The organism is Bordetella tumulicola (assembly GCF_054779135.1).
In genome coordinates, this window is the sequence record NZ_BAAGYU010000010.1 from 524735 (window position 1) to 545630 (window position 20896).

22 protein-coding genes are annotated in these 20896 nt (G+C 58.4%); 13 read left to right on the forward strand and 9 right to left on the reverse strand.

Annotated elements, in window-relative coordinates:
- Positions 1 to 34 precede the first annotated feature (34 nt).
- Genes mreC through rodA form a run of 4 tightly spaced genes read left to right on the forward strand, consistent with a single transcriptional unit; the run spans position 35 to position 4813 of the window.
- Positions 35 to 919 carry a rod shape-determining protein MreC gene (gene mreC, locus ACYVDM_RS19695; protein ID WP_415787992.1) on the forward strand — a complete coding sequence of 295 codons (885 nt, stop codon included), beginning with the start codon at positions 35 to 37 and terminating at the stop codon, positions 917 to 919.
- A complete protein-coding gene (mreD, locus tag ACYVDM_RS19700) occupies positions 906 to 1472 on the forward strand; it encodes a rod shape-determining protein MreD (protein ID WP_415787994.1) in 567 nt (188 codons plus the stop codon). Before mreC ends, mreD begins: the two co-directional genes overlap by 14 nt.
- A 24-nt stretch (positions 1473 to 1496) precedes the next feature.
- Positions 1497 to 3680 carry a penicillin-binding protein 2 gene (gene mrdA / locus ACYVDM_RS19705; protein WP_415787996.1) on the forward strand — a complete coding sequence of 728 codons (2184 nt, stop codon included), beginning with the start codon at positions 1497 to 1499 and terminating at the stop codon, positions 3678 to 3680.
- A complete protein-coding gene (gene rodA, locus ACYVDM_RS19710; RefSeq protein WP_415787998.1) occupies positions 3677 to 4813 on the forward strand; it encodes a rod shape-determining protein RodA in 1137 nt (378 codons plus the stop codon). Before mrdA ends, rodA begins: the two co-directional genes overlap by 4 nt.
- Positions 4814 to 4873: 60 nt before the next feature.
- Here rodA and ACYVDM_RS19715 read toward each other — a convergent pair whose 3' ends face one another.
- From ACYVDM_RS19715 to ACYVDM_RS19725, 3 genes are read right to left on the reverse strand one after another with little or no spacing between them, the layout of a single operon-like run.
- The gene (locus tag ACYVDM_RS19715) at positions 4874 to 5662 is read right to left on the reverse strand and encodes a heme ABC transporter ATP-binding protein (protein ID WP_415788000.1); all 789 of its coding nucleotides are present in this window, start codon (positions 5660 to 5662) and stop codon (positions 4874 to 4876) included.
- Positions 5662 to 6633, reverse strand: a complete 972-nt coding sequence (locus ACYVDM_RS19720) for a FecCD family ABC transporter permease (RefSeq protein WP_415788868.1) — start codon at positions 6631 to 6633, stop codon at positions 5662 to 5664. The genes ACYVDM_RS19715 and ACYVDM_RS19720 overlap by 1 nt, the downstream gene beginning before the upstream one ends.
- A 40-nt stretch (positions 6634 to 6673) precedes the next feature.
- Positions 6674 to 7534, reverse strand: coding sequence for a heme/hemin ABC transporter substrate-binding protein (locus ACYVDM_RS19725; RefSeq protein ID WP_415788002.1), 861 nt, complete (start codon positions 7532 to 7534; stop codon positions 6674 to 6676).
- Between the two features lie 254 nt (positions 7535 to 7788).
- Here ACYVDM_RS19725 and ACYVDM_RS19730 point away from each other — a divergent pair, with 254 nt between their 5' ends.
- Positions 7789 to 8706, forward strand: coding sequence for a LysR family transcriptional regulator (locus ACYVDM_RS19730; protein ID WP_415788004.1), 918 nt, complete (start codon positions 7789 to 7791; stop codon positions 8704 to 8706).
- A gap of 91 nt (positions 8707 to 8797) precedes the next feature.
- Here the strand turns inward: ACYVDM_RS19730 and ACYVDM_RS19735 are convergent, their stop codons facing one another.
- The 5 genes from ACYVDM_RS19735 to ACYVDM_RS19755 all read right to left on the reverse strand — a co-directional run bounded on the left by ACYVDM_RS19735 (position 8798) and on the right by ACYVDM_RS19755 (position 14487).
- Complete coding sequence (locus tag ACYVDM_RS19735) at positions 8798 to 9784, reverse strand: Bug family tripartite tricarboxylate transporter substrate binding protein (protein ID WP_415788006.1); 987 nt, start codon at positions 9782 to 9784, stop codon at positions 8798 to 8800.
- 81 nt (positions 9785 to 9865) lie between these two features.
- Entirely contained in the window at positions 9866 to 10957 is a 1092-nt protein-coding gene (locus tag ACYVDM_RS19740) for a tartrate dehydrogenase (RefSeq protein ID WP_415788008.1), read from the reverse strand.
- A gap of 174 nt (positions 10958 to 11131) precedes the next feature.
- Positions 11132 to 12382, reverse strand: coding sequence for a kynureninase (kynU, locus tag ACYVDM_RS19745; protein ID WP_415788010.1), 1251 nt, complete (start codon positions 12380 to 12382; stop codon positions 11132 to 11134).
- Between the two features lie 36 nt (positions 12383 to 12418).
- The gene (locus ACYVDM_RS19750) at positions 12419 to 13753 is read right to left on the reverse strand and encodes an ATP-binding protein (protein WP_415788013.1); all 1335 of its coding nucleotides are present in this window, start codon (positions 13751 to 13753) and stop codon (positions 12419 to 12421) included.
- A complete protein-coding gene (locus tag ACYVDM_RS19755; RefSeq protein WP_415788015.1) occupies positions 13753 to 14487 on the reverse strand; it encodes a response regulator in 735 nt (244 codons plus the stop codon). The genes ACYVDM_RS19750 and ACYVDM_RS19755 overlap by 1 nt, the downstream gene beginning before the upstream one ends.
- A gap of 256 nt (positions 14488 to 14743) precedes the next feature.
- Here ACYVDM_RS19755 and ACYVDM_RS19760 point away from each other — a divergent pair, with 256 nt between their 5' ends.
- From ACYVDM_RS19760 to ACYVDM_RS19795, 8 genes are all read left to right on the forward strand, one after another.
- A complete protein-coding gene (locus ACYVDM_RS19760) occupies positions 14744 to 15433 on the forward strand; it encodes a cytochrome c biogenesis CcdA family protein (protein WP_415788017.1) in 690 nt (229 codons plus the stop codon).
- A gap of 88 nt (positions 15434 to 15521) precedes the next feature.
- Positions 15522 to 16040 carry a thioredoxin family protein gene (locus ACYVDM_RS19765; protein ID WP_415788019.1) on the forward strand — a complete coding sequence of 173 codons (519 nt, stop codon included), beginning with the start codon at positions 15522 to 15524 and terminating at the stop codon, positions 16038 to 16040.
- A 334-nt stretch (positions 16041 to 16374) separates the two neighbouring features.
- Entirely contained in the window at positions 16375 to 16851 is a 477-nt protein-coding gene (locus ACYVDM_RS19770) for a DUF4148 domain-containing protein (protein ID WP_415788021.1), read from the forward strand.
- A gap of 263 nt (positions 16852 to 17114) precedes the next feature.
- Complete coding sequence (locus ACYVDM_RS19775; protein WP_415788023.1) at positions 17115 to 17495, forward strand: hypothetical protein; 381 nt, start codon at positions 17115 to 17117, stop codon at positions 17493 to 17495.
- Positions 17495 to 18145 (forward strand): HvfX family Cu-binding RiPP maturation protein, encoded by a 651-nt coding sequence (locus tag ACYVDM_RS19780; RefSeq protein ID WP_415788025.1) that lies wholly within the window; start codon positions 17495 to 17497, stop codon positions 18143 to 18145. Before ACYVDM_RS19775 ends, ACYVDM_RS19780 begins: the two co-directional genes overlap by 1 nt.
- A gap of 91 nt (positions 18146 to 18236) precedes the next feature.
- On the forward strand, positions 18237 to 18779 hold the full coding sequence (locus ACYVDM_RS19785) for an HvfA family oxazolone/thioamide-modified RiPP metallophore (protein WP_415788027.1): 543 nt from the start codon (positions 18237 to 18239) through the stop codon (positions 18777 to 18779).
- A gap of 43 nt (positions 18780 to 18822) precedes the next feature.
- Positions 18823 to 19698: an HvfB family MNIO-type RiPP peptide maturase gene (locus ACYVDM_RS19790; RefSeq protein WP_415788029.1), complete on the forward strand. Its 876-nt coding sequence runs from the start codon at positions 18823 to 18825 to the stop codon at positions 19696 to 19698.
- On the forward strand, positions 19691 to 20506 hold the full coding sequence (locus ACYVDM_RS19795; RefSeq protein ID WP_415788031.1) for an HvfC family RiPP maturation protein: 816 nt from the start codon (positions 19691 to 19693) through the stop codon (positions 20504 to 20506). Before ACYVDM_RS19790 ends, ACYVDM_RS19795 begins: the two co-directional genes overlap by 8 nt.
- Positions 20507 to 20598: 92 nt before the next feature.
- Here ACYVDM_RS19795 and ACYVDM_RS19800 read toward each other — a convergent pair whose 3' ends face one another.
- Positions 20599 to 20880: a peptidylprolyl isomerase gene (locus tag ACYVDM_RS19800; RefSeq protein ID WP_415788033.1), complete on the reverse strand. Its 282-nt coding sequence runs from the start codon at positions 20878 to 20880 to the stop codon at positions 20599 to 20601.
- Between the last annotated feature and the right edge of the window lie 16 nt (positions 20881 to 20896).

The following is a 20896-nucleotide window of genomic DNA, read 5'->3' on the forward strand; positions in this document are numbered from 1 at the left end:
GTGGCTGCAGGGGCTGACGCCAAGCTGGATATTCATGCAACGACAAGGGTCTCCACCGCTGTTCAGGCGCGGCCCACCGGTCGAAATCCGGTTGGCCGTCATGGTCGCTTTGTCGCTGGCGTTGTTGATCCTCGATTCGCAGTTTCATCTGCTCGAGCCCTTGCGGCGGACCCTCTCGGTCGGCTTGTATCCGTTTCAACGCACGGTCATGGCGCCGCGCGATCTGACTCGACAAGTCAACGAGTGGATCGACGCGGCCAACCACAATCGTAACGAAAACGAGGCGCTACAGCGCCAGCGTATCGAACTCTCGCAGGTCACGACGCATGCCGCTCAGTTGGCCGCCGAAAACGCGCAATTGCGCCGTTTGCTGGGTGTCACCGATACGGTCGACCAAGCTGCCGTGGTGGTCGAGGTGATGTACGAACCCGCCAACAGTTTCCAGCAGCGACTGGTCTTTAACAAGGGCAGTCGGTCGGGCTTGGCACCGGGTATGCCGGTCATTGACGAAGGCGGTGTGGTCGGCCAGATTGTTCGTGTGACACCGCAGGCGGCAGAGGCTGCCCTCGTCACCGACGAACGCGTTTCCGTGCCCGTGCAGGTCTTGCGCAATGGTTTGCGTTTGATTGCCTTTGGATCAAACTCCCCGGGTCGCATCGAAGTCCGCTTCCTGGCGGCCAACGCAGATATCCAGGAGGGCGACACTGTTGTGACTAGCGGCGTGGGGGGGCTATTTCCCGCGGGTTTGCCGGTGGCCAAGGTGCTCAAGGTCGAGCGGGACACGGCATCGGGATTTGCCCGGGCGATTTGCGAGCCGCTGGCTCACCCCGAACGTCATCGTCATTTCCTAGTGCTGCAGGTTGATGTCGCGCGCGCAGAATCTGAACTACAAGAGGCTGAGTCTGATGGCCCGAAATGATTCATCAATCCAGCAGCCCGCGCGTCGCCTGGGCACCCCTCGCAACGTGCAGCCCGAACGCTTGACGCGTCCGGCCAATATCTATTTCGTCTGGAGCACAGTGCTGGTGGCGTGGCTGCTGTCCTTGCTGCCCTGGCGCGTCTGGGAAGGCGCACCCGACATTTTGGTGTTGGTACTGGCCTTCTGGTGCGTGAATGAGCCCCGTCGCATGGGGCTGGTGGCGGCGTTTTGCTTTGGCGTGTTGATGGATGTGCACGACGTTACGGTGCTGGGGGCGCATGCTTTGTCGTACACATTGGTGGCGTATGGCGCGGTTGCGCTGCATCGTCGCTTGCGGCACTTTGACCTCTTGAGCCAGGCTATTCACATGCTGCCCGTGTTTTTTTTGGCACAGCTGGCACAACAACTGGTCTTGGCCTGGTTGGCCGGCAGGTGGTCGGGTTGGGCCTGGGTCCTGAGTGTTTTGCTCATGACAGTCATTTGGCCGCTACTGGGGTGGGTTCTGCATCTGCCGCAGGGAGGGGCTGACGACGTCGAGTCCTCATCGGTCTAGGGCCGGGTTTGATAGCGGCCCGCCATGTTTGAATTCAAAAAAACCGGTCAACAGCAAAAGCAGCGCTTTGCCTTGCGTGCCTGGGTGGGCGGCTTGTTTGCGCTGGCCTGCTTCTTTGTGTTGGTGGGACGATTCTGGTATTTACAGGTAGACCGCTACGAGGGCTTGTCCGAGCGTGCCGATCGTAATCGCATCGCTGTGGTTCCCATTGCACCGAGGCGGGGCGAGATCCTGGATCGCAATGGCGTGGTTATGGCGCGCAATTACCGTACCTATACGCTTGAAGTCGTGCCTGGCCACGCCGGTGACATCAACGCGATGCTCGAACGCCTGACTCCGATTGTGTATGTCAGTCCGGGTGACCAACGCCGTTTCAAGCGACGTGTGCTCGAGTCCGGCCGTTATGCCAGCTTGATCTTGCGCAATAACTTGAACGATACCGAGGCGTCTTGGTTCGCGGCGCATGCGTATGAGTTCCCTGGGGTCGAGTTGCGCGCGCGTTGGGTGCGCGAGTATCCCCAGGGGGCGACCGCTGGCCATGTCGTGGGGTTTATCGGCCGGATTTCCGAGAACGACGTCGAGGCACTGGAGGCAGCAGGCCAGTTGGGTAATTACCGTGGCACCGATGTCATTGGCAAGAAGGGCATCGAGAAAAGCTGGGAAGAACAATTGCACGGCCAGACCGGGATCGAAGAGGTCGAGGTCAATGCCAGTGGTCGTCCTGTCCGTACGTTGCATCGCAGGGATCCCGTGCCGGGTGTGGACATCATGCTGTCCATTGACCTGGGACTGCAGCGTGTGGCCGAAGAGGCGTTTGGAGATCAGCGTGGCGCCTTGGTGGCGATTGACCCTGACACCGGAGAGGTTCTGGCCTTTGTTTCAAAGCCCTCGTTCGACCCCAATTTATTCATTGACGGTATCGACGTCGAAAACTGGCGCTTGCTGAACGAGTCGCCCGACCATCCCTTGATCAATCGTCCTCTGTACGGCACGTACCCGATTGGTTCGACCTATAAGCCTTTTGTCGCGCTGGCGGCATTGGAATTGGGCGTGCGCAGTGCGAAACAGCGCATCTCCGATCCTGGTTATTATGAGTTCGGTGGCCAGCGCTTCAGGAATGCCGGCGGCGCTGCCTATGGCATGACGGATATGCACCGCGCGATCGTGGTGTCATCTGATACTTATTTTTATTCGTTGGGCCCAGAGATCGGCGTTGACCGATTGCATGATTTTTCCAAACAGTTCGGCTTTGGCCAAATAACCGGTATCGATCTCGACGGCGAACGTGCCGGTATCTTGCCGTCCATAGAATGGAAGCGCAAAGCCTACAAAGATCGCAAGCAGCAGCAATGGTATGCGGGCGAGACGATTTCCGTCGCCGTGGGACAGGGGTATAACTCGTTCACCTTGCTGCAGTTGGCGCAGGCGACCTCGACCTTGGCCAATAGCGGGGCCTATCGCAGGCCTCACCTGGTACACGCCACGCGCGATACGCGTACTGGCGTTGCCACGCCCACCCCCTCAACGCCGGACTATCTCATTCCGTTAAAACAAGAGAACGTCGACGTCATCAAGAATGCGATGGTGGGCGTGGTGCGCTCGGGGACGGCGCGGCGTGCGTTTGCAGGCGCAGCCTATCAGGCGGCAGGCAAGACCGGCACCGCCCAAGTGTTCAGTCTGCGAGGATCAAAATACAAGGCCAGCGAGCTGGATGAGCGATTGCGCGATCATGCCTTGTTCATGGGATTCGCGCCGGCGGACAAACCGCGCATTGCGGTTGCCTTGCTGGTAGAAAACGCCGGCTGGGGGGCGAGTGTGGCAGCGCCTGTGGCCCGTACCGTATTTGATTATTGGTTATCCAGGCCCGCTACGCCCCCGGTGGGTTCACGGGTCGTGTTGCCATCCGGCGTCGCACCGTTGTCCGAATCTGCGCCTGAGGCCGGCACCGGCGCGACGCCAGAGGCAGACTCTGCATCGGTGCCTGATGGTGCCGTCGTAACCGGCAGCGAGGGCGTGACTGAGACCGAACCCGAGTTCCGATGGGTTCCAGGCTCCGATAAGCCGCCTGCGCCGCCGCGGCCGCGGCCAGTACCCAAGGCGACCCCAGCTCCGCAAGCGCCGACGGCAACGCGACGTCCGTCTACCGGCCCGGCATTGTCCGATCTGGATGACCTGTTTAAAGCATCCGAAAAGAGAGTCAAGCCATGAAGCGTCTGGGTGCTCTGCTAGCTCACGTATTCCTGGCCTTTGACTGGCCGTTATTGATCATCCTGGCAATGTTCGCTGCGTTGGGACTAACGGTCATGCATTCGGCCGTCGGCAGCACCGATTGGCGCTATGCCGACCAGTCGCGAAACTTCCTGATTGCGTTCTTCGCCATGTGGCTCACGGCGCTCATATCGCCTCCCAAGCTCATGCGCCTGGCGTTGCCGTTTTACATTCTTGGCGTGGTTTTGTTGCTGGGCGTGGAGTTTTTTGGCGAAACCAGTAAAGGTGCGACGCGTTGGCTGGATTTGGGTTTCACGCGCATTCAGCCCTCCGAGATGATGAAAATCTCGGTCCCGCTGATGCTGGCTTGGTACTTTCAGCAACACGAGGGCGATGTGCGTTTTCGTGACTTTCTGGTTGCCGCTTGCATGCTGGCCGCGCCGTTTGGACTGATCGTGTTGCAACCCGATCTGGGTACGGCATTATTGGTGTTTGGCGCAGGCTTTTGCGCGATTTACTTTGCCGGCTTGTCGTTCAAGCTCCTGGCACCGCTGGCTATCGTCAGCATATTCAGTATCAGCACGCTGATTTATTACGAAGACATCTTGTGCGAGCCCGACGTCGACTGGGTCGTCCTGCACGAGTACCAAAAACAGCGTGTCTGCACTTTGCTCAATCCCAGTTCGGACCCCTTGGGCAAAGGCTTTCATACGATTCAATCCATGATCGCTGTCGGATCTGGAGGCCTGTATGGCAAGGGCTATATGCAGGGCACACAGACCCACCTGGATTTTATCCCCGAGCGCACCACTGACTTTATTTTTGCTGTCTATGCAGAAGAGTTTGGCTTGTACGGCGGGGTCGCCATGCTGGTTCTATATATCTTGCTGATCGCGCGGGGCCTGACCATCGCCGTGCGCGCGACCACGCAGTTTGGACGTCTGATGGCCGGTGCACTGACGATGATGGTGTTTATTTATGTCTTTGTGAACGTCGGTATGGTGACGGGCATTCTGCCCGTTGTGGGCGTGCCATTGCCGTTTATGAGCTACGGTGGGACCGCGTTACTGACGATGGGGATAGCGTGCGGGATACTGATGAGTATCTCTCGCTATCGTAATGAGCAGACCTAGCGGTCGCTACGCTATGGTTGGCCATCCGCAACTCCCTTTTCGTTTCAGTTTGCACTTCCGTTAGCCGGCCAGCACCAGTAAACGCCCAGGCAGAGTCGGGTGGGGGAGGATGTCTGTTTCGATGCCATATACGGTACGTAGATTGTCCTGGGTCAAAACTTCTTGCGGCACACCATCGGCGACGACCGTGCCCTCGCCCAGCATAATTAACTGATCGCACCACCGTGCCGCCAAATTGATGTCGTGCACAATGATCAAGACGCCATACCCGTGCTGATGGGCCAGGTCGGCCGTGGTCCGCAGCAATTCGATTTGATGTTTGGGGTCCAGGCTGGCAATCGGCTCGTCCAGCAGCAGATAGCGAGAGAGCATTGGATCACGTTGTGCCTGGCATTGCGCCAGGACGCGTGCAAACTGCACTCTTTGCTGTTCGCCACCCGATAGGTCCGGATAACGCCGTTGGACCAGATGCGGCACACCGGCCAGCGCGAGGGCTGCTTCGATCAATTCGTCGACCTCGACAGGATCGAGTTCGGGAAAGGGATAAGTGCCCATGCCCACGACTTCGTGCACACTCAGATCAAAACTGAGCGACGGCTTTTGTGGCAGGACGGCACGCTGTCGGGCCTGCCGACGTAACGGCAGGCGGGTGAGGGGCTTGCCGTCCAGTTCGATACCGCCGGTGTCGGGAGATAGTTCTCCGGCCAGCGCCGCGAGCAGTGTTGATTTACCCGCGCCGTTGGCGCCCAATAGGCCCATCACGCGACCAGGCTCGATGTTGAGCGATACCCCGGAAAGGATACGGTTCTTGCTACGTGAGAGGCTCAGGTCTATTGTACGCAGGCTCATCAGAATCGACGCCCCCGTGCCAGCAACCACAGGAAAAAGGGCCCACCCACCAAACTCGTGACTAAGCCGATCGGTAATTCCGCAGGAATCACCACAATACGTGCTAGCCAATCCGCCAGGGTCAACGCCAGCGCACCTGTCAGCATCGATGCCGGTAGTAGCCAACGATGGTCGGCGCCCAAGGTCATGCGAACCAGATGAGGCACGACCAGGCCTACAAAACCAATTCCGCCGGTCGCGGCCACGAGTGGGCCCACGATCAGGGCGGTCGCCACCACGAGTTTGTAGCGGACCGTCACCAGGGCAAAGCCCAAATGCTGCGCCTCGCGTTCGCCAAGCAGCAAGGCATTCATCGCGCGCCATTGTCGCATCAGCCAGAAGGACCACAGCAGCGTCCATGGTGCAAGAAAAGCCAATAGCAGCCAACTGGCTCCCGCCAGGCTACCCATGCTCCAGAACGTCAGGTCGCGCAATTGCGTGTCGGAAGCCATATAGGTCAGTAACCCGATCAGGCTGCCTGCGACGGTGTTGATAGCGATGCCAGCAAGCAATAGACCGGCGACGCCTGGTACGCGCCGTCCGACCACATACGCCGCCGCGGTGGTTAATAAGCTGCCCACAAATGCGGCAGGCGCGGTGACGATAAAACCGCCCGTTGTGAGCACGATGGCGGCAACGGCGCCCAGCGCACCCCCCGCTGAAATACCTACCAAGCCCGGCTCGGCAAGCGGGTTGCGAAACAACGCTTGCATCGCGGCGCCCGCAATGGCCAGCGCCGAGCCCGCCACCACGGCGAGCAAGACACGTGGCAGGCGGATATCCCACAACACATTGCGCCACAGCGTATCGTCGGGCTGTGATGCGCCTGTCGCGAGCAGGCGCAACGCGTCAGTGAAGGGAATGTCGACTGCGCCGCTCAGGGCGGCAAGCAGCGCGACGACCAACGCTGCGCCACCCAGTCCGATCAGTATGACGGAGGGGGTAACACGCCTGACAGGATGTCCCAGGCGGCTAGCCTTGGCGAGCGACACAAGGCATCTCCTTCAGCGTACGGATAGCCTGAGGCAGCCGCGGTCCGGTACCCAGCGCCAGTAGATCATCCAGCACGACGATGCAATGGTTAGTTGCCGCGGGCGTCAGAGCGACGCCCGGCATCGCACGCAACTTTTCCATGCCGCCATTAGCCTCCAGCGCCATGCGAGGTACAACAATGACTTGGGGGGCCAATGCACTGAGGGCCTCTGCCGACACGGGTTTGTAGCCCTTTTGATCGGCGAGTACATTGATCAAGCCAGAGAGTTCCAGAACGAGCGAGGCGGCGGTGTCGCTACCTGCACCTTGAGGGGTCCCCGTCCGGTTCATCAGTAGTACGGCGCGTAAATGAGATTCGGGTAGTCCTTGGACCTCGCGTAATGCCGCATCGACCGATTTGATTAGTTGCTCGCTGCGCTCAGGCACGCCGAGTGCGTTGCCGATCTGCCGGATGCGCTTGTTAAGCGATTCCACGCTGGGCTTGTCCGAGATAATCTCCACCGGGACGCCGATGTCTTTCAGACGCGCCAAGGCGGCGGGGGGGCCGGATTGTTCAGAGGCCAGGATCAAGTCCGGGTCGAGAGCCAGCACACCCTCGACCGGTACGGCACGGTAATACCCCACGCGTGGCAATTTGGTGGCTGCCTCGGGGTAGAGGCTGGACACGTCGTCTCCGACGAGTCGATCTCCTTGATCCAGAGCATAGACGATCTCGGTTACCGTGCCACCCAACGTCACAACACGTTGAGCGTGAGCGGGGGCTTCGTTCGCGGCCTGGGCGAGGCCTGCGATCCAGGCTGCGGTGAGTGCGGCGATCGTCTTGACTAGGCTTGCTGCCATGTTGCTATCCTTGATAGAACCTCGATGTTATCGCGCGACGGATTCCCGATCCCCAGTATCGCTGCCAGGGCCACCACTGGGTGATTTGCGGTTCAGTATTGATAGGTTAATGAAACGCGCGCACGCCGACCAGCTTCGGAGTATCAGTCTACCGGACACGGAGTAGCCGTGACGTCCCGTTGGCTTCAGTGACAGGTGATATGGGTGCATTGAGCTACTATGATTCTCATCTTTTGCACGGGGTCGTAACGCCGATGGGCCAGTCCCAAGAACTGCAACTATTGGTCGAATTGGTGCGCGCCGGCAGTCTGTCTGCCGCGGCGCGCGAGATGGGTGTGACGACCGCCGCGGTCAGTAAAAGGCTCGCGCAGATCGAAGATCGCCTGGGCGTACGCTTGCTCAATCGCAATACGCGCCGCCTCAGTCCAACGGCCGAGGGCGAGCTCTACCTGGAAAACGCCCGGCGTATCCTGCACGACATCGACCATCTCGATCAGTTGATCGCCAGTAGCCAGACGCAACCGCGGGGGCTATTGAAGGTGAATGCGCCCTTGGGATTCGGGCGCAGTTATATTGCGCCCGCCATTGTCTTGTTTGCACGACGCTATCCCGAGGTCGATGTGCAATTGCAGCTGACGGATGCACCGGGTGATTTTGTCAAAGATGCGTTTGATGTCGCGATCCGCTTTGGGGATATTCCGGATACCCGTCTGATTGCACGTCCCATTGCTCCTAATCGGCGTCTCGTGTGCGCGTCGCCGGATTATCTGAAAAAGCATGGGCACCCTTTGGTGCCGCAAGATCTGATCCGTCATCAGTGCATCGTGCTGCGCCAAAATGACGAAACCTATGGCTTATGGCGGTTTACCAAAGGGGCCTATAGTGAAACGATAAAAGTGCGTGGTGCGTTGAGTAGCAATGACGGCGAGGTCACTCTGACGTGGGGGTTGGCCGGCTTGGGTATATTGCAGCGTGCCGAGTGGGATTTGGCGCGTCATCTACGCGCGGGGCGTTTAGCGTTGCTGCTGCAAGATTACGCCCTACCGCCCGCCGATATTCACGCCGTGTTTCCAGAACGCCATCATCTGTCGGCCAAGGTGCGGGTATTTATTGATTTTCTGGTCGATTATTTTCAGGATCGACGCAAAGGCGGCAAGGGTGCCTCGTGGTAGTGCGATCGTCCCCGTTGGTGAGGCGTGCGCTAGATTGACAGGCGTTTGCGCCACTCTCCTTCGTTGGGCGAGCGGCGCAGCGTAAGGATGATCAATTGACCGAGACGTTGGCTTCTTTGACCAGCTTGGCGTAGTTTTCCGTGTCCATTTTGATTTGTTGCGCCATCTCTGCGCTGCTATCGCCAATGGGTACCGCGCCAATTTCCGCCATACGTTTGCCGAATGCCGGTGATTTAATGACTTTGACCATTTCGGTGTTCAGGCGCGCGACGACGTCGGGCGGTGTCCCTGCGGGCGCCAGCACTCCAAACCATGTGCCCATATTGAAGCCCTTTAATCCGGCCTCGGCCAGGGTAGGTACGTCGGGCAGCGCGGCCGAACGCTGATCGGTGGTGACCGCCAGCGCACGCAGCTTGCCAGATTTGACGTGTGGCAGCACAGGCGTGATCGTGTCAAACGACATATCGATCTGGCCTCCCAGCAGGTCGGTCGTCAATGGCCCGCTGCCCTTGTACGGCACGTGCAGCAGGGTAACGTCACCGGCCTTCTGAAACTGTGCGCCGATCAGATGCTGTCCCGTACCGACGCCATTGGAGCCAAATGTCATCTTGCCGGGTGTTTTGCGAGCCAAGACCAGTAATTCCTCTACGTTTTGCGCGGGGACCTTGGGGTTGACGACCAGGATGTTCGGAACTAACGCGACGGTGGTGACCGGTGCAAAGTCTTTCTGAAAGTCGTATTGCAGGTTGCGGTACACGCTAGTGGCGATGGTGTGATGGACCGCGCCCATCAGCAAGGTATAGCCGTCCGGGGTCGCCTTGGCCACATAATCGGCGCCCAATGTCGCGCCGGCGCCGGGTTTGTTTTCCACGACTACGGGTTGGCCCAGGCTTTTCGCCAGTTCTTGGCCCAGCGCGCGGGCGAGCGCATCAGTCGTGCCGCCCGCAGGAAAGGGGACGACCAGGTTGACGGGTCGTGTCGGATACATTTGCGCCGCCGCGGGCGTTGCTGCGGTAAAGCCCAGGGCGCAGAGCGCGCCCGCCAGCGCGCCACGCAAGGCATGCTTTGCAGGTTTCATGATGTCTCCTCGTTTTGTCGATTTTTTGTTGATCGCGCGAAAGATGAGATCATCCTCCGCGGGTAGTGCGTTAGGCTGACACTATGCGGCTTGTGTCTGGGCCGCCGTTTGTTTCAAGTACTGGCACACGGCTTGCGTGACTTGCGCTGTCGTCGCTTTCCCTCCAAGATCACCGGTATGTAGCGCGGGGTCGGCCGTCACGTTTTCCACGGCCTGCATCACACGTGCGGCGGCTTGGTGCTCGCCCAGGTGTTCCAAGAGCATCACCACCGACCAGAACGTGCCGATCGGGTTTGCCAGGCCTTTGCCCATGATGTCGAAGGCAGAGCCGTGAATGGGTTCAAACATCGACGGGTAACGTCGTTCCGGATCAATGTTGCCGGTCGGGGCAATGCCCAAGCTCCCGGCCAGTGCCGCGGCCAAATCACTCAGAATATCGGCGTGCAGGTTAGTCGCCACAATGGTGTCCAGCGTCGCGGGGCGGTTCACCATGCGCGCGGTGGCGGCGTCTACCAGCTCCTTGTCCCAGTGCACATCGGGGAACTCGCGGCTGATTTCCAGGGCGATTTCGTCCCACATCACCATGGCGTGGCGTTGCGCATTGGATTTGGTGATTACCGTCAGTTGTTTGCGGGGGCGCGACTGCGCCAACCGAAAAGCGAAGCGCAAAATGCGTTCGACACCCGCGCGCGTCATCATGGACACGTCGGTCGCGGCTTCGATGGGTTGACCCTGGTGCACACGACCGCCGACACCCGAGTATTCGCCCTCAGAGTTTTCGCGCACGATCACCCAGTCGAGTTGCTCCGGTGTGCAGCGCTTTAGCGGCCCGTCGATACCGGGCAGAATGCGGGTGGGTCGCACGTTGGCGTATTGATCCAGCCCCTGGCAGATTTTCAGTCGCAGGCCCCACAGCGTGATGTGATCCGGAATGTCCGGATCACCTGCCGACCCAAACAAAATAGCATCTTTGTCGCGTAGCTCGTCCAGACCCTCGGCGGGCATCATGACGCCATGGCGGCGGTAGTAATCACCGCCCCAATCAAAATCATGAAATTCGAAGACGAACGAGCCGTCGGCCTCGGCTAACGTTTGCATGACTTCGCGACCGGCAGGAATGACTTCCTTGCCGATGCCGTCACCGGGAATAGTTGCGATACGGTATGTTTTCATGTGCCTGGCTCCTGGCTGACGTCGATCGCCAGCATGTTTGCCAGACACTGTACCCACCGTCACACCGCGCAGGGGCGCAGGCGATTCAAAGCATTATTAACTTCAGGTTAACGGTGGGGCTTGGCGTGCTCGCCGTGGCGAGGCCCGCCATCACCTGCCTGCCAAACCCATATGTCAGGTCACTGCGCCTCGCCGTGAAAACTCGGGTTGCTGCCACACCTTGCTATCGAGTACCTCTTTCAGAATCTCAACCGCATCCCAGACGTCGGTATAGCCCAGGTATAGCGGCGTCAAACCAAAACGCAGGACTTCGGGTTCGCGGTAGTCGCCGATCACGCCGCGTGCAATCAACGCTTGCATAACGGCATAGCCATTGGGATGCCGAATACTGATATGACTGCCACGTTGCGCATGTTCGCGCGGCGTGATGAGTGTCAGTGGGTGGTCGGTACAGCGCTGCTCCACGAGCTCAATGAACAAGTCGCCCAGCGCCAGTGATTTCTGGCGTACGTCCTTCATGTTCGCTTGTAGGCTGATATCCAGGCCACATTCCACCAGCGATAACGAAACCATCGGTTGCGTGCCGCATAAGTAACGGCGAATACCACCCGCGGGCTCGTAGGCGACGGCCATGTCAAAGGGCCGTTGATGTCCCCACCAGCCGGATAACGGCTGCCAGAAGCTGTCGGTATGGCGCGGGGCCACCCAGATATAGGCAGGCGCGCCCGGCCCGCCGTTCAAATACTTATACGTGCAGCCTACTGCGAAGTCCGCATTGGAACGCGTCAAATCCACCGGCACGGCGCCTGCCGAGTGGGCCAGATCCCAGATCGTCAACACCCCTTGGGCGTGGGCTTGTGCGGTGACGCGATCCATGTCGTAAAGATAGCCGGTACGGTAGTTCACGTGCGAGAGCAGCAGCACCGCGACCGTGTCATCGAGCGCTTGTTCTAGCGATAAGTCTTCATCGACCAGCCGCATCTCGTAGCCCTGCTGCAGCAGGTCTATCATCCCTTGAATCATGTACAAATCGGTCGGAAAATTGTCGCGTTCCGACACGATGACCTTGCGTTGTGGCGCGGCGCGCTGCTGAATGCGCAGCGCCGCCGCCAAGGACTTGAAGAGGTTCAACGAGGTGGTATCGGTTACGACAACCTGACCTGCGCCTGCGCCGATCAACTGCCCCAGTTTGTCTCCCAAGCGCGAGGGCAGGTCAAACCAACCGGCGTCGTTCCAACTGCGAATCAGCCCTTGGCCCCATTCTTTCTGGATGACCTGTGCACTGCGCTCGGCGGCGGCTTTTGGTAAAACGCCCAGCGAATTCCCATCCATATAAAGAACGCCCGCGGGCAGTTCAAAATGGGCTTTCAGTGATGCCAGAGGATCTTTCTGATCGGCCTGCAGGCACGCTTGACGGGTAGGCATAGAGGCTCCTTGGTGACCTCTGAATACTAGCACCGTCTATTCAAGCGAGACGGGGATTTGCACCTCTATCGATAATCCCCCGCCAGCCCTATTGCTTAATACCAGCGTGCCTCCGAGGACGGAAGTCAGTTGTTGCGCGATTGCCAGACCTAACCCGGTGCCGCCCGTATCCCGATTGCGCGAGCCCTCCAGACGGTAAAACGGTTGCAGCACGGCATCCAGTTCGCCGGGCGGGATCCCCGGGCCACGATCTAGTACAAAAATCGATATTCCCCGCGCCCCGCGATCATGCATAGAGACCTCAGCGGCGCCTGCGAATTTCAGTGCATTGTCGATCAGATTGCCCAATATGCGCCGCAGTGCGTGGGGGCGGGTATGCACCAGCTTGGATGCCCGGTCCGACGGGCCGGTCAACGCGACTTGCTGGCCAGTATCCTGGTAGTCACAGACCAGGCTGTCCAGAAAGTCGTGTAGATTGATCCGCGCCGCTTTTTCCTCTGTGCCATGGGCGCTACGCGCATATTCGATTCCCTCGCGTACCAGACGCTCTACTTCGCCCAAATCCTGCGTCAACTTGGTCTTGTCCGTCGAGTCGTCCATAAATTCGGCTCGCAGCTTCATTCGGGTAATCGGTGTCTGCAGATCGTGCGAGATCGCGCCCAGCAATTGCATCCGCTCTTTCAGATAACTGGCGATGCGGTCTTGCATGGCATTAAATGCGGCGGAGGCCTGCACTACCTCTGCGGGACCTTGTTCATCCAGGCGCGGACCAGTTCGATTCGGGTCTAACGTGTCCGCCGCCTGCGCGAGATGTGTCAGGGGGCGTACCGCAAGCCGCACGGCCATCCAGGCACACAGCACCAGCAACGCCAACTGTATGCACAAGACGACGGGCAGCCACATGGCCAAGGGAGGCATACCCAAATGAATATCCAGCACAATCGGGTTGCCATCTTGCAGGGTGATTCGGGCCTGAATATGGCGCTCGTCACCCTCCATGGCGTGCACGACGATCGGATAGCGGTTGCGTACGGCCTGTTCAATAGAGTCGGCCGCGTTACGTGCCTCGGTCAGCTGCAATGGTTGATCGGCCTGGCCCGGGCCCAGCAGGTATTGGCGGCGGCCGCTGGATAAACGCTCCAGCCAGTCGGCCCGCTCGTCAGCGGGGAGTCGATTCAGAATGTCGACGGCAATATAAACGTCACGCTCCAGGTCGCCGAGCATCATCGATTTGGTCGCGTCGTAGCGCTCGTAGAACAGTAGGGCAAACGACAGGGTGTGAGCCAGCACCAGGCCCACCAGAAAAATCAGAAACAGGCGCGCGACCAGTGTGCGTGGCCAAAGGCGCAGCGGCAAACGGGATATGCGCATTATTCTTCCTGCACCTCGACCGCAGCCGTGAATACATAGCCTTCGCTGCGTACCGTCTTGATATACATAGGTTCACGAGCATCCTCGCGCAGCCGCAGCCGTACTCGACTGACCAACAAATCAATCGATCGACCGAACATGTCGGCATCGCGCCCTTGGGTCAGATTCAATAATTGATCGCGATTGAGCACGCGTTGCGGGTGATCCAGAAATACGCGTAATAGCCGGTATTCCGCACCGCTCAACGATACGATCGTGTCGTCTTCGTCCAGCAAGTGCCGCGCTGTGGTGTCCAGCCGCCAGTTGCCGAACTTGATCTGCCGTCCAGGCTCGGTGACCTGGAAGTTCGGGGGCAGCATGCGGGTGCGACGCAGCACGGCTTTGATGCGGGCCAGCAACTCGCGCGCGACAAAGGGCTTGACCAGATAGTCATCGGCGCCCATCTCCAGACCGATGACACGATCCATATCGTCGCTGCGCGCAGTCAGTAACAGGATTGGCGTCTTGCGGTGCTTGCCACTGCGCAATTCCCGGCACAACACCAGTCCATCATCGCCCGGCATCATGATGTCGAGCACGATCAGGTCGACTTTCATGCCTTCCAGCAATGAGCGCATCTGCCTGCCATCCGCGGCAAATGTCACTTCCAGGCCATTTTTCTTCAAGAAATTGCCGGCCAGTTCACGAATTTCCCGATCGTCGTCAACGATCATGATGTGATCAATTTGATCCATGTACAGCAGCCTTATCTGGAATACATCAAAGTGGGCAGGGGCCTGGAACCAGAGCTAGGGGATGCACGTCAGGTCGGGGCGCCTCGGTATGACCAGAAGTGTAGTCAACGCACGTGCAGAGGGAACCCCCCCTTGTGTGTCGTAGTGTATATACCGCCGTACACGATACAAGAACTTGAAAAATTGACGCATTCGCGGCACAAGCCGGATACCTGACACGGATGAAATGGCGTTTCCTGATCACGGAATATTCGCCATGAATGTCATTAATGCTCCTATTGCCTTGCTCGCCGGCATCCTGACCATCGCCTCACCCTGCGTATTGCCTCTCCTGCCCATTTTGCTGGGTAGCTCAGTCGAACGCGCTACTCGGCTACGTCCGTTGTTCGTCGTGACCGGCTTTGTTTCGGCGTTTGCCGGACTGGGGATCACACTGAGTCTGTTGTCGAACTTGAACGAAACCGTCCACGAGGCGGTGCGCTCAACCTCAGTCGTTCTGTTGGTGCTGTTCGGACTGGCACGGATCTGGCCTCGCCCATACGACTGGTTGATCGCGGGTGTCGGCGGGCCGCTACAGCATATCGCGCTGCTATCTGGCAAAACCGGTAACAGCAATGCGGGAGGATTCCTGTTGGGCATCTCGTTAGGTGCGATATGGACTCCATGTGCCGGGCCGGTGCTGGCCTCCATCCTGGTGCTGGCCGCCAAGGCTCAGGACCTGGGCCAATCCAGCACGTTATTGCTGTTTTACGCCATCGGCGCAGGGATTCCCATGCTTGCCATTGCCTATGGCGGTCAGGCCATCGCTACCCATGTGCGCTGGATCAATCGTTATACCCCCCGTCTGCAACAAGGATTCGGGGGGCTGTTGGTACTGACCGCGCTGGCCATTCATTTCCAGTACGACATCCTGTTCTATGCCTGGTTCGCCAATTTCTTTCAATGAGAAGGGCTAACGAAGCCTATGCCAAAAGGCCTTTCTTCCTGACCCGTGCCCCTTCTCTGGGCCCAATCATCTTTGCAAGGACATCATCATGCTGACCCTTTTGAAATCACTGGCCGCTGCCTCGTTGTTCGTCGTTTGTGCCGTACAGGCCGCGCCTCAATCCGCCCCGGTCGCCGCGCCGGAATTTACCGGGATCGAGAAATGGCTCAATAGCGATCCCTTGACGCTGCAGTCCTTGCGCGGAAAAGTCGTGCTCGTGGATTTTTGGACATACACCTGCATTAATTGCATTCGCACACTGCCTTACGTGACCCGCTGGTATCAACAGTACAAAGACCAGGGCTTTGTCGTCGTTGGCGTGCACACTCCAGAGTTTCCTTTTGAACGGTCTACCAAGAATGTCAGCCAGGCGATGGAGCGCTTGGGCATCAAGTACCCGGTGGCCCAAGACAATCGCTACGCTACCTGGGATGCTTATCGCAACCAGTACTGGCCCGCCGCCTACTTGATCGATAAGCACGGCCAAATCGTGTATCGCCATTTTGGCGAAGGGAAATACAAAGAGACCGAAGCGGAAATCCAGCGTCTGCTGGCGCAACCCGGCTGATCTTGTGAGATCGCCAGACGTAGCAGGGCGCGGCCATAGGCCGCGCCCTTTTTTCGTGACCAGGCCTTCGCGCCATCCTGGTGTTACGCACCTCGCGTGGGATTTTTGAACGCTGTTTTCGTTTGCTACCGAACGCGGCCAGAGCGTTATTTCTTTTCGCACTGTATCTGCCTTTTCTATAGATACGTTGCGTGCCAAAACCCTGGGTTGCACGACACATCCGGGATACGCCAGCCCTTTGTAATGACTTCCATGGACAACACGAAAGACGTGATGCCCAACATGCTTAAACAAATCCTTCGTTTCTTCCAACACTTTTATATCGAGACCGATCATGAAAACCCAATTCACTATCCTCGCTGTTGCATTGTCCCTCCTGTCGGCAGGCGCCGCCGCGCAAACCGCTGCAAGCGCCTATGTCGCACCGACCTTCGACGTGTTGTCCCGTGCTGAAGTCCAGGCCGAGCTCGCTGCCGCCAAGGCTGCCGGCAACGTGCAAAGCGGCGACGAAACCTACGTGCCGCCCAGCTTTTCAACCCGCTCAAGCGGCGAAGTTCGCGCCGAGCTGGCCGCCGCCCGTGCTGCCGGACAGATCCAGGATGGTGACGAAACTTACGTGCCCCCCACGTTCTCGACCCTGTCGCGTACGGAAGTCAAAGCTGACCTGGCTGCGTGGCGTAAGGCGGGACTGGCCGAGGAATGGCGCGGCGAGCAAACCCCCGATATCTACAGCACGGCATACCGCCACAAACTCGCCTACTACCAATACTTAGTTGCGCAACAAAAGGCCCACGGCGGTGCGGTTCAGTAATAAGTCGAGTGGAAAACCCCGGTCAGCCGTAGTTTCGTATCGCAGTGTATCTACCCCCTACATAGATACGTTGCGCACCAAAAAACGGGATCACGCGACACAACCGGGATACGCCACTGCCTTGTAATGACTTCCATGGACAGCCAACCCGCAGCCACCTGCGCAATACATGATGCGACAAAAGCTGCGGACTGAAATGTCCAACGGATTCAGATAACCCCTTGCAGTTTATTCATCCCTAACTTTCTTTATCGAGATTAATCATGAAAACCCAAGTCGCCATTTTCGCCATCGCTTTGTCCGCCCTGTCTGCCGGTACTGCTGTGCACGCTGCCGAAGAAACCTACGTGCCGCCCACGTTCTCGACGCTCTCAGGCGCAGAGGTGAAGGCGGATCTGGAGCTTGCCAAGGCCACCGGTAACGTGCAACCAGGCGATCAAACCTACATTCCCGTTACGCGTTCAACACTCTCGCGTATGCAGGTTACAGCCGATCTCGCCGCTTGGCGCAATGCTGGTCTGTCTGAAGCATGGCGTGGTAACGCGACGCCCGACATCGACAGTGTGTCATACCGGACCAAGTTGGCGGCTTACGCGCACTCGCCTGCTTCGCTAATGGCAAGCCGTGACGTGTCGGTGTTGTGATGCGCCACGCCGCGTTGAGTCCCACCCAGTTGAGCCTTTCTCCTTTGAATCGAGTGGGGAACTGGTTAGCGCCGTTAGGCTTGCGTTTGATTCTGGCCTGGGAATTTTTCGAATCGGGCCGTGAGAAATTACTCGGCGAGAACTGGTTTGCTCAACTTGGCGATCGTTTCCCGTGGCCCTTTTCCGTACTGGGCGCCAATCTCAACTGGTCGCTGGCGACTTGGTTCGAGCTCTTGGGCAGTCTGGCCCTGCTGTTGGGATTGGGCACACGCTTTGTCGCCTATTCCTTGTGGGTACTGACCATTGTGGCGACCTACGCGGTCCACTGGCCTGGCGATTGGACCAGTTTGAGTGAGTTGTGGCAGGGCTATGCCATTACTGACAAGGGCTACGGAAATTACAAACTTCCGCTCCTGTATTTGATCATGCTGTTGCCACTGATGCTCAACGGGGCAGGGCGCTTCAGCCTAGATCACCTGATTGTTACGTTCCGTGGTCGCCCGCCTGTCGAGCCGGCTACTCGCCTCGCCTTCGCTTGGGGCATCACTTTGGTGTTGCTGGGTTTGCCGCTGTCCTTGCTTGTGCCTTGGGCCGGGATTGTCGTGTTCGTGGCCGGGTTGGTGTTACTGCTTTTCGCGCTGCAGGCCTAGTAATTCCTTCGCTACCTAACGTGTTTTTCTAAACGCCACAGATCGTGGCAATTACGACGCACCTTGATGTGCACCTACTCTGGAGAAGTCTATGTCTAACATTTCTACGCCCCGCAAAACCGCCCTGGGCCTGATTGGCGCAGCGTTGGCCGGTAGTGTGCTGCTGAGCGGATCCGCCTTCGCCATGCAACCTCTGGCACAGGGTTATCTGGTCGCTTCCAGCGACGCGAAGCCTGCCGAAGGTAAGTGTGGTGAAGGAAAGTGCGGCGCCGAAACCAGTGCTCAAACCAAGTCGGGCGGCAATGCCAAAGCCACCGAGGCAGAAGGCAAATGTGGTGAAGGCAAATGCGGCGCCGACGCCAAGTCGGCAGAAGGTAAATGTGGCGAGGGGAAATGCGGTGAAGGTAAATGCGGCGATGCTTCGTTTTCCAAGACCGACACGGATGGTGACGGCTTTGTATCCCGGGCCGAGTTTCTGAAGGTTGCTCCCGGTCGTGCCGATGTATTCAAAAAAATCGATACCAGTGGAGACAGCAAAATTTCTGAACAAGAAGCGTATGACTACTTGAAGGCCACTTACGCCGCCAATGGCAAACCCATGCCCAAGGGATTGTTCAGCAGTATCGCCGACTGACGGTATCACCCAGCCAGTTCGGTTTGTTTTCAAAGGAATCCAGATGCCTGACTCCACGACTTCATCATTGAATCCTTCGACTCGCGCCTTGGCGGGGCTAGGGCTGCGTCGCGCGCTGTTGCGGGATCTGCAAGCGGCGCCTGCGGGAGATTTTGACTTTCTGGAGTTGGCGCCTGAGAACTGGCTGGGTGTGGGCGGCGCACACGGCAAGGCGTTGCATCGTCTCGCGGAACGCTATCCGCTCTATTGCCACGGTCTTTCGCTCTCTTTGGGCGGTATTGCACCGCTGGACGAGGCCCTATTGCGGGATATCCGGTTGTTTATGAGCCATCACAACATTTCTGCCTACAGCGAGCATCTGAGCTATTGCACCGACGAGGCACACTTGTACGATCTGCTGCCATTGCCGTTTACCGAAGAGGCTATCCATCATGTGGCGGCACGCATCCGTCGTACTCAGGATATTCTGGAGACCCGTATTGCCGTGGAGAACGTCTCTTATTATGCCAAGCCGCGCCAAGATATGGACGAGGTCACGTTCGTCAACGCGGTAGTGCAAGAGGCTGACTGCGATTTGTTGCTCGACGTGAACAACGTCTACGTTAACGCGATCAATCATCGATTCGATCCCACGGATTATCTGGATCGTGTCAGCCCCGGCCGTGTGGTTGGGTACCATGTGGCAGGCCATTACGACGAAGCTGAGGACTTAAAAATCGATACGCACGGTGCGCCCGTTAAATCCGTGGTGTGGTCCTTGCTGGAACTGGCGCATGAACGCTTCGGCGTGCAGCCTACCTTGCTGGAGCGGGACTTTAATTTTCCGCCCTACGCAGAACTCGTGGCTGAGTTGGGTGTCATTCGCGGCTTGCAAGCACAAACCCTGACGACCCGGCACGAAGAGGTAAGCCATGGCTAATGATGCCCCCGCATTGCATACCCAGCAGCAGGCCTTGACTCGACATCTGCGTGACCCATTGCGTTATCCCTCGCCGGCAGGCATGAATGCCACTCGGGTCAAGGTTTACCTTGAGCTGATTCCCGCTAACTTGATCGCGTTGCTGGGCGGTACTTTTCCTGTGCTCGTGTCATTGCTGGGGCCGCAAAACTGGGCACTCCTGGTCAAGCGTTTCCTGCGGGATTTCCAATCTCATACCCCGCGATTTGGCGAGGTATCCGCCCAGTTTGTCGAGTTCCTTGCCGGCCTTGATCCTGCATCCATTCCGACCGCGTGCTGTCGTCCCTTTATGGTTGAACTGGCGCACTATGAATGGGTCGAGATGGTGCTGATGCAACGTGACGCGGAATCGTTTGAGCCGGCCGATGGCGTGAATATTGTGATATTCGGGCCGGAATTGCCGCAACAGTATCCGTCGTTATTGGATCATGGGTTGCGATTATCGCCCTTGGCTTGGCCACTGGTTTACACCTGGCCCGTCCATCGCCTGGGTCCGGAATATCAACCCGTCCAGCCGCCTGACGTGCCTACCTTGCTGTTGGTACGCCGTGATCCCGATGACGTCGTGAGATTCTCTGAGTTGAGCCCGTTGGCGTGGCATCTATTGCAATGCGTTGAGCAATATCCAGGCATGCCTGCGCGAATTCTGTTGCAGCAATTGGGCAAAGACGCCGCGGTCCCGGATATGACCGCATTCATGGCCTCGGCAGAGGCGTTGCTGCAGAGCCTGCTTGATCAACGCGTACTGGCGTTTAGCGCTGCCGCTTAATCGCGCGTTTTCTTCGTGGGATGACGGCCAAGCGTGGCAGGCCGTCATCGCCGGCCTGCGGGGCGGCTGACGCTCCGCAGGCAGCACTGTGATTAATCTTGACGATCAGTCACTTCGAGCAGGTGATAGCCGAATTGGGTTTTCACCGGTCCTTGCACCACATTCAGCGGGGCGCTGAACACGACTTGGTCGAATTCACGCACCATTTGACCCGGGCTGAAGGTGCCCAGATTGCCGCCATCACGGCTGGAGGGGCAGCTGGAGTTCTCGCGTGCCACTTGGGCAAAGTCGGCACCGCCTTCGATCGCGGTCTTGAGTTCGTTGCATTTGGCTTCGGTGGATACCAGGATGTGGCGTGCGCTGGCTTGGGCCATGGAATTGCTCCTTTAA